This window comes from Ewingella sp. C233 (assembly GCF_055407225.1).
On the sequence record NZ_JBUZRI010000004.1, the window covers coordinates 85129 to 98175 of the forward strand.

A 13047-nucleotide genomic window follows, 5' to 3' on the forward strand; every position below is an offset into this window, starting at 1 on the left:
CTGTCTGTCCGGAGTCTACGATGAAAAATACCTTTGGCTTTTTAGTCCCTCTCACTGGTCTGTTCGCGCTAATGCCGCTGGCTTCTCATGCGGCGTCAGGCCAGTCGAATGTTTCCTGTTCCTACAGCCATACCCTCGGCGACGATGCCATTCTGATGTTTGGCATGCCCAATCACGCGATGCTGCACGACTTCTTCGGTAATACCAGCACCGATGCGTATTCTACCTACGACACGCTGCAGGCAAAGCCCGAAACCACCTGCGACAACAAGGCGGATTCCACAGCCTACTGGGCACCCACCATGAAACTGCCTTCAGGTGAAGTCGTGAAGCCGTCCTATCAGAAAACCTATTATCAGGCTAACTCGGTTGAAAAGTACCCGCTGACGCCGTTCCCGAAAGGGCTGCAATTGCTGGCCGGCGATCACGTGGGAACGACGCCGAATCCTAACGTCAGTTTCTTATGTGCCAATGGCAACGGTTATACCAATAAGGCCGATCAGGTCTGTGGTTTGCGCTCAGGCGGGGATGCCGTGCAATTCAACATCGGCATTAACTTCCCTAACTGCTGGGATGGTGTTCACCTGGCACCCGTAAAAGGACAGGCGAATGCCGCCTATGATTCAAACAATGTTTGTCCGGCGAATTTCCCGGTGAAAATACCTAAGGTCAACATGAATATTGCCTACGTGTTACCACAGATCACCTCACTGGATACCAGCAAAATACAGCTTTCGATGGACCCGACCATGGTCGGTGATCAACGTATCGAGAACTGGGGAAGCATTTACACCGCACATGCCGATTTCGTGAATGGCTGGCCTGAACAGTCAGCAAAATACATGACCGATTTGTGCATGAATCTGGCATTCGATTGCAGTAACACCATCCCCTACAGCTACGAGCCTGCACTGGAAGACACGGTCGTCAGCAGCACCAGTAGCACCACCAATTACGGCAGTAGCACAGTACTGACCGCCAGCGACAACTGGAAAAACGGCGGTCATGCCAGCAATCCTGAAAGCCTGATCCTGTTCAAGTTTAAAATTCCTGCACTGCCGGAAGCGATCCCGGCTTCTGAGGAAGGATTATTCGTCTACCGTCTGCGGGTGTTTGGTGGCAATGCGGCTTCCAGCGCCACCGGCAGATTATATGTCTACAGCACCTCAACAGACTGGGATGGCAAAACCGTGAACTGGGATAACCATCCGGTTACGGATTATCAATCCGCTGGATCAGTTTCCATGAACAATAACCGTCAGTATCGCGATATCACCGTGGATACGGCTGTTCGCCAAGCGCTGGCAGAAGGCAAAACGGAAGTCGCTTTCTATCTTGGCGGTGACCAGAACGGTGGTACGTACACTTTCGATTCTACCGAAACCAACCATCCGCCATTGCTGATTGTGAAAGGCTATAAAGCAGCAACAGAGAATTAATCACTACGGGCCTGAGGAAACTCAGGCCCTTTTCTGCAGCCAGGATTACGCCTTTCGCCGCCGGTTCAAATCACCGAGCAACGCATCAATTTGCGCATCATCAAACATTTCCTCCAGCGTTCGCGTCAGTTTTCGCCGCCAGTTTGGGTATTCGGTGTTGGTCCCCGGCACGTTTACCGGCGTCGCCATGTCCAGCCAGTCTTCCGGCTGCAGACCAAGTAAGGCACTGGCGCTGTCAGCCAGATACCGTTGCAGGCCAAGGTTGAGCGCAGGTGTCATCGCCATTTTCTCAGCCAAGTGCCCGATGCTTTTCGCTACGCAGCCATGTCGGTGCAGCGCATCAAGCAGCGCCTGTTTGCTGGCTTCCCGCTCAACGCGCAGGGCCGCCAGCACGGTCGGGTCAGGGTAAATGCCCAACGTTTCACCGAGGGTTAAATCACCAGCCTCCCAATAACCGCGCAGCGTGGGTAAATCGTGGGTTGTGGCGGTCGCCATCGCCTGCACCACGTAATCCTGCGGCGCACGGTAAACGCCGTTCTTCTCCTGCTCGAAATAGAGCACCTTATAAGAGTAAACGCCGCTGTCATGCAGGCTGGCAATGATCTCTTTTGGCACGGTGCCGAGATCTTCACCAATCACCATGCACTGATGACGCTGACTCTCCAGCGCCAGCACGCCAAGCAGATCGTCGAGCGGATAACGCACATAGGCACCCTTGCCTGCATGTTCATGCGCCGGAATCCACCACAGGCGCATCAACCCCATCACATGGTCAATGCGCAGTGCGCCGCATTCCGCCATATTCGCCCGCAGCAAATCGATAAATGGTTGATAGGCACGCTCTTTCATCACATGCGGATCGATGGGTGGAAGCCCCCAGTTCTGGCCTTGTGGCCCGAGGATATCCGGCGGTGCACCAATGGTCGCTTTCAGGCAGTAGAGCGCCGTGTCCGACCAGGTTTCGGCCCCCCCTTCTGCCACGCCAACGGCCAGATCCCGGTAAAGTCCGAGCGGCATCCCCAGCGCAACGCTAGTCTGATAACAGTCAGAAAACTGCACATGCGCCAGCCACTGTAACCACAGATAGAATTCAATTTCGTCGGCATAGCGTTCGCAAAATTCTGCCACGTCCGGGCTATGAATATCACGGTAGGGTTCTGGCCAGACCGGCCAGCCCCACAGGCCTAAATCGAGGTCGCGCAGATGGACATGCAGTGCGTCGAACACGCCCTGCTGACGCAGGCTGTCGCCGCCAAGATGCACAAAGCGGCGAAAGTCTCGCTTGCGCTGGCTGGCTTCGGGGACATCGCAAAACATTTTCCACGCCAGATTGAGCGCTTCCAGCTTTAACTTCATCACCTGTGGATAATCCACATACTCCACGCTTCGCGCCTGATGCAGCGTGTCACGGGTAGCGGGTAACTGCCACCAGCGCTGAGCCTCCTCGCTTTGTACAAACTCCTCCACCTGATTGACGTCGATATAGGTGATATTCAGCCAGCGGCGTGACGACGGGCTATAAGGGCTGGCGCTCAGCGGATTGGCCGGATACAGCGCGTGAATCGGGTTGAGGCCGACAAAAGCCCCGCCACGCTTACCGACCTCTTCCACCATTCGTTTGAGGTCGCCGAAATCGCCGACGCCCCAGTTCTGTTCCGATCTCAGGGTATAAAGCTGCACAGTCGCGCCCCACAACTTTTCCCCCGCCAGCAACTGAGGCGGTTCATAGCAGCGGCGCGGTGCAATAATAATGCGGCATCCGCACGTATTTTTGCCCCAGTTAAGGGTCAGATGGTGATAACCCACCGGTAAATCCGCGGGTAGCCGGAGTGTTGCCCCGGCGGACAGTTTCCCTTCCGTCCGGTCGCCATTTTCTTGCGTCAGTTGCCAGCGGAATGCCTGACTGCCCTGCGGCGTAAGCACCACCGACGCGTCCTGATAAAATACCTTTACGAAAGGTAGCGGCAGGGTTTCTTCCTGACTGACCTCTCCGCGCCCCATCGCCGCTAACAGCGCCTGTTTGGTGTCATCGGAAACCGACTGCACCTCCTCACGCATATTAATGAAACTGTCTACAATCCCTGCCTGCTGTGCTGCCTGTCCGAGTTGCTTGCCCTCCATGCCTGCTCCTAACGTTTTGCCTGCCAGATGCGCTGCTGATAATCGCGGATGGAACGGTCTGCGCTGAACATCCCTACGCGGGCTGTGTTGAGTATCGCCCGGCGCGTCCATTCATCAGCGTCGCGGTACAATGCATCCACTTTTTTCTGCGCCTCGCAATATGCCGCGAAGTCGGCCAGTACCAGATAGGGGTCACCGCCCTCTTTGAAGCTGTTGAGCATCAGATCAAAGGCGTGTTTGTCACCGTGGCTGAAGAAACCGCTGGCCAATTCATCCAGAATGGCTTTCAGGTGTTTATCTTTTTTCACTACGCTTTGCGGTTTATAGCCTTTCTTTTGCAGCGCTTTGACGCCGTCAACGTCCAGACCAAAAATAAAGATATTTTCATCACCAACCTGTTCAGCAATTTCAACATTCGCGCCGTCGAGCGTACCGATAGTCAGGGCACCGTTAAGCGCCAGTTTCATGTTGCCGGTTCCTGAAGCCTCTTTTCCGGCGGTAGAAATTTGCTCAGAAACGTCAGCCGCGGGGATCATCATTTCAGCGACCGAAACCGAATAGTCAGGAATGAACACCACTTTAAGGCGATCACCGACGATCGGATCGTTATTGATCTTCTTCGCGACCTGATTGATCGCATAGATGATATTTTTCGCCAGATAGTAGCCCGGTGCGGCTTTGGCCCCGAACAGAAACACGCGCGGTACAATGTCCAGCGCAGGGTTATCACGGATTTGCCGATAGAGCGAAAGAATATGCAGCAGGTTCAGGTGCTGGCGTTTATATTCATGCAGGCGTTTGATCTGCACATCAAAAATGGCATCTGGATTGAGCTTGATCCCCATGCGATGCCAGACATACTCTGCCAGCCTGACCTTATTCTCATGCTTGATTTTGCGATAATGTTTGCAGAATTTTTTGTCTTTAACGCCGCTTTCCAGCCCTTTCAGCAAGTCGAGATCGGTTACCCAACTGTCTGTTTTCAGCCGCTCATCAATCAGGGCCGACAGCGCCGGATTACACTGTTTTATCCAGCGGCGCGGCGTGATGCCGTTGGTGACGTTGTGGAATTTTTCAGGCCACAGTTGGTGATATTCGGGGAACAGATCTTTTACCACTAAATCAGAATGCAGGGCGGCGACGCCGTTTACCGCAAAACCAGCCACTACGCACAGGTTGGCCATACGCACCTGTTTGTCGTGATGCACCGCCAGTTTGGCCCAGACGGCTTCATCGCCCGGCCACACTTTGCTGACCTGTTTCTTAAAGTTGGCGTTGATCTGTTTGATTATCTGGAAGTGTCGCGGCAGCAGGCTGCGCACCAGTTTTTCGTCCCAGGTTTCCAGCGCTTCCGGCATCAGCGTGTGGTTGGTGTAGGCGAAAGTACGACTGGTAATGTGCCAGGCATCTTTCCAGCTCATCTGGTGTTCATCGAGCAGGATACGCAGCATTTCAGGGATCGCGATGGTCGGGTGGGTATCGTTAAGCTGAATCACTTCGTAGTCGGGTAATTCAGAAATTTTGCGCCCGAGGAAGTGATGGCGGCGCAGGATATCGGCCACCGAGCAGGCGCACTGGAAATATTGCTGCATCAGACGCAGACGTTTACCGGCCTGATGGTTGTCATTCGGGTAAAGCACTTTGGTCAGCTTCGCGGCGTCGATGCCCTGCTGCTCCGCTTTGAGGAATTCGCCGTCGTTAAATTTTTCCAGATCAAACGGGTGCGGATGGGTGGCTTCCCAAAGCCGCAACGGCTGAGTCACACCGTTGCGGTAACCGAGTACCGGCAGGTCCCAGGCTTCACCGCGCAAGGTAAATTCCGGCTCCCAGCGTAGTGTTCCGTTGTCATTTTTCACCACGTTGCCACCAATACCCACGCTGACGGCCAATGAACTGTTGTGGCGAAACCACGGGTAGTCGCTGCGGTGCCAGTCGTCCGGTGACTCTTTCTGATGCCCGTCAACAAAGCGCTGGCGGAACAGGCCGTACTGATAGTTCAGCCCGTAGCCGATAGCCGGTTGCCCGACCGACGCCATCGCATCAAGGTAGCAGGCAGCCAGTCTGCCCAAGCCGCCGTTGCCCAGCGCCGGGTCAATTTCTTCTTCTAACAGGTCAGTCAGATTGATATCAAACTGCTCCAGTGCACTGGCAATTTTTTCATACCAACCCAGATTAATCAGGTTGTTGCCGGTCAGGCGCCCGACCAAAAATTCCATTGAAATATAATTCACATGCCGATGAATTTTATGATGTTTCTTACTGGCAGGGACGGTATCATTTTGCGGCGGCAATTGTTCAGCCACGGCGGCGCTGATGGCATGCCACCACTGATGCCGGGTCATGTCCCAGGCGGAAGTGAGTCCAAACGCTTGCCACTGGCGGGTTAACGCAGCCAAAAAAACATCATGTTTGAGAGTGGGTTTGGTCATAAGGCAGCTCTTTCCTTTTCGTTAATCAACCGGGAGGAGAAGTCTGTTTTAGCTTTATTCAGGGATCAAAGCGTGATCTGTGATCAGTTATAGGTATAAACCCTATAATGCAAAAAAGCTCACCGCAGTGACGTGATGAGCTGAGGGATTTGTCGATAAATATTAATGATGTTGCGGCTATTTTTGCCCGTAGTAAGCATCCGGCCCGTGTTTGCGGGTGAAATGTTTGTTCAGTAAATAGTTATCCATTGGCGGCATCTGGCGGTTCAGCGTGCCGGTGATCCACGCCATTTTCGCCACTTCCTCCAGTACTACCGCATTGTGTACGGCAAGCTCAGGCGTCGTACCCCAGCAAAACGGCCCATGCTGCGATACCAGAATTCCCGGCATGTGCAGCGGATCGGTGTCACCCAGCGTTTCGGCGATCACTTTGCCGGTTTCCAGTTCATATTTCCCCGCCACTTCATCCCGGCTTAATGGCCTTGTGCAGGGGATCGCGCCCGCGAAATAGTCCGCATGGGTGGTGCCCAGCGCCGGAATCGCCACACTGGCCTGCGCCCATGACGTAGCGTAGGTCGAATGGGTATGCACAATGCCGCCAAGCCCGGCATATCGCCTATAAAGCTCGAGATGAGTGGCCGTATCAGACGAAGGTTTGAAGTGCCCCTCTACGACCTCGCCCTGCATATTCACTACCACCATGTCGGCAGCGGTCATCACTTCGTACTCCACGCCGCTGGGTTTGATAACCACCAGACCAGAGGCCCGATCAATGCCACTGACGTTTCCCCAGGTGAAGGTCACAAGGCCGCGGGCAGGAAGCGCCATGTTGGCGGAGAAGACCTGTTCTTTGAGCAGTTCTAACATACGGTTTCCTCCATGTTCAGTCCGGCTTTTTGCATCTTGTCGATCACCCATGCGCGGGCCTCGCGCACTTCTTTCAACGGATCCGCAGCGCTTTCACTCCACATTTCGATAAGATAGGGGCCTCGGTAACCGCTGTTGAGTAAGGTGCTGAAGCAGCGTTCGAACTCGACCACACCGGTGCCGAACGGAACGTTTTTGAATACGCCGGGTTGGGTATCTTTAATATGCACGGCGACGATATGGCCTGCGCCGCTGGCAAGCTCCATTTGCACGTCATTGTCCCAGGCGGAGAGATTGCCGATATCCGGATACAGCTGAAACCACGGGTTATTCAGGTAATGCGCGTAGCCCAGTGCCTTGCTGATGGAGTTCATCAGCGGATAGTCCATGATCTCCATCGCCAGCGTCACCTGTGCACGGCTGGCCATCTCGACAGATTCCTGTAACCCATCGCGAAAACGTTCACGGGTATGGTCGTTGGCATCCTGATAATAGACATCGTAACCCGCTAGCTGAATAACCCTGATACCGAGGTCTTGCGCCAGCACAATGGCTTTACGCATGATTTCCAAGCCCTGGTTGCGGGTTTTGTTATCTTCCGATCCCAGCGGGAATCGGCGGTGCGCACTGAGGCACATCGACGGGATGCGAATCCCGGTGCGGGCGACGGCATCAACCACCGCCATCCGCTGTTCACGGCTCCAGTCAAGCCGTGCAAGCCGGTTGTCGCTTTCGTCAACAGACATTTCGACGAAATCAAAACCCAACTCTTTCGCCAGACTCAGGCGTTCAAACCAGTCTTCTCCCGCAGGCAGGGCTTTTTCATAGATCCCAAGCGGCACGGCTTTATGCATCATTACGCAGTCCTTAGCCCCAAAGCTGGCTGATTGATTTTTTAAACTGACGGGCGGCGTCGACCGGATCTTTGGCATCGCGGATGCTGCGACCGGCGATAAACACGTGCACCGGAATGTCTTTAAACAGCGGCAAATCTTCCAGTGCCAAACCGCCGGTAATGGTCACTTTGAAGCCCATACCAGACAAGCGCTTGATGGCAGTAATGTCAGCATCACTCCATGCGACACCGGCGGCCTGCGCGTCACGGCTGCGGTGATAAACGACCTGCTGGATGCCCGCGTCGTGCCACTCTTTGGCCTGTTCCCAGGTCCAGTAACCGGTCAGTTCAATCTGCACGTCGCCACCAAACTCTTTCGCCACTTCCAGCGCACCTTTGGTGGTGTTGATATCAGCGCAGCAAATCACCGTTACCCAGTCCGCATTGGCTTCAAAGCACATGCGCGACAGGATTTTCCCGGCATCGGCAATTTTGGCATCGGCCAGGACAATTTTTTCCGGGTAGAGCGCTTTCAGGTCGCGAACGGCGCGCACGCCTTCAGCGACACACAAAATGGTGCCGACTTCGATAATGTCGACTTCACTGGCAATTAAGCGGGTGGTTTTGTAGGCATCGTCCATCGACTGGTTATCCAGCGCCACCTGCAACATCGGTAATGGGTGAGACATAATGAATTCCTTCTCTTTTATTGCGCCGCCGCAGCGGACGTCTGATCGATTAAATCCAGTACCTGCTGGGGCGTGGTGCAGGCGCGCAGGCGGTCAAAGTTTTCTTCATCTTCAAACAGGTTAACCACCTGCATGATGCCAACTTCCTGATGGGCGTTAGCGTCAACGGCGGCCAGCGTGATCAGAATATCGACCGGATCATTATCTTCATGGTTAAACACCAGCGGTTTTTTCAGCGTTACCAGTGCGAATCCTGTCTCGATAACGCCTTCTTCCGGACGGCCATGTGGCATGGCGAGGCCAGGCGCGATAACAAAATAGGGACCAAAGCGCTCAACGCCATCCAAAATCGCCTGGTAGTAGCGAGGTTCCACCACGCCGGCGTCCACCAGTAAATCGACACCAATCTTTACGGCTTCCTGCCAGGTTTCTGCTTCCGCGTTCAGGCGGATAGACTGATTTTCAGCCAGAGAATCACGCAGTTTCATGGATGCTCCTTATTTCTTCAGGTCTTTGGCGAAGTGCGCGTTGATCACTTCCATCACCTTCGGGCCAAAGTCAGCGGCAGAGAGCATATTGCGCACGCCCACTACGTATTTATTGCCACTGACGGTGATCTCATCTGCCACGTGCGTAGAGGCGACGATAATGTCAGCTCCACCCAGTTCAGATTTGTACTCACCGACTGCGCAACTGTTCATGGTGTGATCCACCCCTTCCTGCGTCAGGAACTGCCCAATTTTCATCTTCATGATCATCGAACTGCCTTGCCCGCAACCGCATACCGCCAAAATTCGTACTGTCATGGGAACCTCGTTGATTAGTGAGAAGTAGATTGATTAAGCGTTTGTTTTTCAGCGTCCTCTTCGGCGCGCAATGTACGCCCCGCAAAGAACATATAAAGCAGTGCAATGACCACGATGACGCCCATAAAGGCCATCCCGATGCTGAAGAAGCCCTGCATCATCGGAGGTGCGAGAATTGACCAGTCTGCCATGCCCATCCAGGCACTCAGGCCCGTCAGTTTGATGGCCCAAACACAACCGAATATTTCGAGCATGCCCATCACCAGACAGATTTTCAGTGCGGCGCGCCAGCCACCGAAGTGATTAGCAAATACGCCGATAGTCGCGTTGGAGAAGAACATCGGGATGAAGCCGGGGATGATCATGATGGATGAGCCCATCGCAAACAGAATGCCGACGGCAATCAACTGACCGATGGTGCCCCACATAAAGCCCCAGACCACCGCATTTGGCGCGAAGCTGTAAATCGCCGCGCAGTCGATAGCCAGAACGGCACCGGGGATTAAACGTTGAGAAATACCGTTGAAGGCTTCCGTCAATTCGGCGACAAACATGCGCACGCCCTGAATGATGATGAAAATAGCCACGGCGAACATCAGGCCGGTCTGCAGGATATAAATGGTCCAGTGCGTTTTACCGGCCATCTTTTGCAGGGTATCAAGACCAAACGAGCAGAGGATAATGCCGAAGAAAACGGTCATAACGATGGCAGTTGAAACGATATTGTCATGGAAAATGTTCAGCCAGCCCGGCAGTTTAAGGTCTTCCACACTCTCTTCTTTCTTGCCCAGATATGGCGCGATTTTATAGGCAATCCATGAGGCAAACTGTTGCTGGTGACCGATGGAAAAGCCGCTGTTTTCCGTCACGGCTTGCGTCGGTTTGTACATCATGTTGGAGGTGATGCCCCAGTAGAGCGACACAAGAAACGCCGTTGACCAGATGGTCGTCCACATCGAATATCCCATGATGTAGAAGAACACGGCAATCAGCCCGGCCTGCTGAAACATGATGTGGCCGGTGAGCATGATGGTGCGGATGCCCGTGATGCGGCGAAAAACGACATAAAGAATATTGAGGCCAAGCGCAATAAGCACTGCGTAACCGACCCAGCTATAGGCATCGCCCATGCGCTCAACCGTTGCCATCATCGAGGCGTAGGTGTCAGATATCGCGCCGTTGATGCCGTAAACTTCTGACAGTTTGGCGACCACCGGTTTGAATGTACCTGTCAGAATCCCGGAACCGGCCTGCAGCAACATAAAACCGATAATGGTTTTGATGGTGCCTTTGATGATCACACTCGCGCTTTTCCTGAGCAGGATGTAACCCAACATAGTGACGATACCCAGCAACAGCGGGGCGTTGGTCATCACCTGATTAAAAAATACGGTAAATACGGTATAGAGGAATTCCATAAAACACTCCGTTAACCTTCGAGAGACCCGCCCAGGCTTTTACCCTGATGCATTAGCCACAAACGATGTAGGGACGCTGGAACTCTAATGCTCACCGACAGTCAGTAAAAGATTCAATGTGATTATTTGTGAGCGTGCTCGCAAGTTATCGTTGAACGTTGCTATACCCCCTGTTTACACTCAGATAATTATAGTAATAAATTCATATATATAAATCATTATTCCATCAATTACAGGCGATTTTCAGAATATATTTCCTGCAATACACCATCGTATACCGTACGCTTTATCCGCATTTTTTCCATTGTCAGTGGCTTAAATCAATGATAATTTCCTCACAACAAATCATATTTAATCACAAAATGACTTCATGTGATTAAATTCGCACTTCAACACATGACGAGGGAAGACCATGAGTAAAGTAGAAACCATCAGCCGCGAGTCCTGGATCCTCAGCACCTTTCCTGAGTGGGGTACCTGGTTAAACGAGGAGATCGAACAGGAGCGCGTCGCGCCGGGTACCTTCGCCATGTGGTGGCTGGGTTGTACGGGTATTTGGTTGAAATCAGAAGGGGGTGCCAATATTTGTGTCGACTTCTGGTGTGGCGTGGGCAAGCAAAATCACAGCAGCCCGCTGATGAAAACTGGTCACCAGATGCAGCGCATGGCAGGCGTGAAGAAACTGCAACCTAACCTGCGCACCACGCCGTTCGTACTGGATCCCTTTGCTATCAGAGAGATCGACGCCGTCCTGTCAACGCATGACCACAATGACCACATTGACGTCAACGTAGCAGCAGCCGTCATGCAAAACTGTGCCGCAGACGTGCCGTTTATCGGCCCGCAAACCTGCGTGGATTTATGGATGAGCTGGGGCGTTCCGGCAGAGCGCTGCATTGTGATGACGCCGGGGAAAGTCGTGCGAATTAAAGATGTGGAAATTCACGCGCTGGATTCGTTTGACCGCACCGTGCTCATCACCTTGCCAGCAGACCAGAAGGCGGCTGGCGTGCTGCCGGACATGATGGATCAGCGCGCGGTAAACTATCTGTTTAAAACGCCGGGCGGTAACCTGTACCACAGCGGTGATTCCCACTATTCCAACTACTACGCCAAGCACGGTAACGAATATAAAGTCGACGTAGCACTCGGCTCCTACGGCGAAAACCCGCGCGGCGTGACCGATAAAATGACCAGCGTCGATATGTTGCGCATGGCTGAGTCACTGAAAACACAGGTAGTTATTCCCTTCCACCATGATATCTGGTCTAACTTCCAGGCTGACCCGCAGGAGATCCGCGTACTGTGGGAGATGAAAAAAGATCGCCTGAAATATGGCTTCAAGCCGTTTATCTGGCAGGTTGGTGGCAAGTTTACTTACCCGGATGACAAAGATAATTTCGAATATCACTATCCGCGTGGCTTCGATGATTGCTTCACCACAGAAACAGATTTGCCTTTCAAATCATTCCTTTAATAAGTCAATAAGGGAAGGTGCGGGGATCTCCTTCTCCGCGCCCTCTCAGAAAATGATGATTGAATGCTTTAAATGCTCGTCTATAATCACGCGGTAATCATTACCCCCGCGGAGACACCATGACAGAACCACAACGCCACAATGCGATCCTTGAGCTTTTACAGCGTCAGGGCCAGATTTCTGTCTCAGATGTGATCGGCAATTTTGATATTTCGCCCGCTACGGCGCGCCGCGATATCACCAAACTCAATGAGCTGGGCAAGCTGCGTAAAGTGCGCAACGGTGCCGAAGCCGTCACCTCCCCGCGCCAAAACTGGACGCCGCTGAACATTCACCAGACGCAAAATCTTAATGAAAAAATGCGTATCGCTCAGGCGGCGGCGCAACTCTGCCAGCCGGGTGAAAGCGTGGTGATTAACTGCGGTTCTACTGCCTTTCTGCTGGGCCGTGAAATGTGCGGTAAAGATATTCAGGTGATCACCAACTATCTGCCGCTGGCCAATTATCTGATTGAGCAGGAGCACGAGAGCGTGGTTATCATGGGTGGCCAGTACAATAAAAGTCAGTCCATCACGCTGGCTCCGCAAGATGGTGACGCCAGTCTGTATGCCGGTCACTGGATGTTCACCAGCGGCGCAGGGCTGACCAGCGACGGTCTCTATAAAACCGATATGCTCACCGCAATGGCCGAACAGAAGATGCTGAATTACGTCGGTAAACTGGCGGTACTGGTAGACAGCACTAAAGTCGGCCAGCGTGCCGGGATGCTGTTTAGCCGCACCGAGCAAATCGATGTGCTTATCACCGGGCAGGACGCCGATGCGACGATCCTCGATCAGCTGCGCGCAAAAGGCGTGAAGGTGATTCTGGTCTGAATGTTTATTTTGGTTATCCCTGCGGTTTGTCTGGTCTTGGTGGCGCAATAATTCGGTAGAATAGCCTCAGTGATCCTTAACGAGGCCAGTC

11 protein-coding genes are annotated in these 13047 nt (G+C 53.2%); 3 read left to right on the forward strand and 8 right to left on the reverse strand.

Annotated elements, in window-relative coordinates; genetic code table 11:
• Positions 1–20: 20 nt before the first annotated feature.
• Positions 21–1439 carry a DUF1996 domain-containing protein gene (locus ACZRKO_RS18015; RefSeq protein WP_463738615.1) on the forward strand — a complete coding sequence of 473 codons (1419 nt, stop codon included), beginning with the start codon at positions 21–23 and terminating at the stop codon, positions 1437–1439.
• A gap of 45 nt (positions 1440–1484) precedes the next feature.
• Here ACZRKO_RS18015 and malQ read toward each other — a convergent pair whose 3' ends face one another.
• The 8 genes from malQ to ulaA all read right to left on the reverse strand — a co-directional run bounded on the left by malQ (position 1485) and on the right by ulaA (position 10604).
• Positions 1485–3560: a 4-alpha-glucanotransferase gene (gene malQ, locus ACZRKO_RS18020; protein WP_463738616.1), complete on the reverse strand. Its 2076-nt coding sequence runs from the start codon at positions 3558–3560 to the stop codon at positions 1485–1487.
• A gap of 8 nt (positions 3561–3568) precedes the next feature.
• Positions 3569–5989: a maltodextrin phosphorylase gene (gene malP, locus ACZRKO_RS18025; RefSeq protein ID WP_463738617.1), complete on the reverse strand. Its 2421-nt coding sequence runs from the start codon at positions 5987–5989 to the stop codon at positions 3569–3571.
• Positions 5990–6166: 177 nt separating this feature from the next.
• Complete coding sequence (locus ACZRKO_RS18030) at positions 6167–6856, reverse strand: L-ribulose-5-phosphate 4-epimerase (protein ID WP_463738618.1); 690 nt, start codon at positions 6854–6856, stop codon at positions 6167–6169.
• Positions 6850–7713, reverse strand: a complete 864-nt coding sequence (locus ACZRKO_RS18035) for an L-ribulose-5-phosphate 3-epimerase (RefSeq protein ID WP_463738619.1) — start codon at positions 7711–7713, stop codon at positions 6850–6852. The genes ACZRKO_RS18030 and ACZRKO_RS18035 overlap by 7 nt, the downstream gene beginning before the upstream one ends.
• Before the next feature lie 10 nt (positions 7714–7723).
• Positions 7724–8380, reverse strand: coding sequence for a 3-keto-L-gulonate-6-phosphate decarboxylase UlaD (locus tag ACZRKO_RS18040; protein WP_463738620.1), 657 nt, complete (start codon positions 8378–8380; stop codon positions 7724–7726).
• Positions 8381–8397: 17 nt separating this feature from the next.
• Positions 8398–8868, reverse strand: coding sequence for a PTS ascorbate transporter subunit IIA (gene ulaC / locus ACZRKO_RS18045; protein WP_463738621.1), 471 nt, complete (start codon positions 8866–8868; stop codon positions 8398–8400).
• A 9-nt stretch (positions 8869–8877) separates the two neighbouring features.
• The gene (ulaB, locus tag ACZRKO_RS18050) at positions 8878–9186 is read right to left on the reverse strand and encodes a PTS ascorbate transporter subunit IIB (protein ID WP_463738622.1); all 309 of its coding nucleotides are present in this window, start codon (positions 9184–9186) and stop codon (positions 8878–8880) included.
• 14 nt (positions 9187–9200) lie between these two features.
• A complete protein-coding gene (ulaA, locus tag ACZRKO_RS18055; protein ID WP_463738623.1) occupies positions 9201–10604 on the reverse strand; it encodes a PTS ascorbate transporter subunit IIC in 1404 nt (467 codons plus the stop codon).
• Positions 10605–11016: 412 nt separating this feature from the next.
• On the opposite strand from ulaA, the gene ulaG reads away from it, so the two are divergent.
• A complete protein-coding gene (gene ulaG, locus ACZRKO_RS18060; RefSeq protein WP_463738624.1) occupies positions 11017–12081 on the forward strand; it encodes an L-ascorbate 6-phosphate lactonase in 1065 nt (354 codons plus the stop codon).
• 119 nt (positions 12082–12200) lie between these two features.
• Entirely contained in the window at positions 12201–12956 is a 756-nt protein-coding gene (gene ulaR / locus ACZRKO_RS18065) for an HTH-type transcriptional regulator UlaR (protein WP_463738625.1), read from the forward strand.
• The last annotated feature ends 91 nt before the right edge of the window (positions 12957–13047 follow it).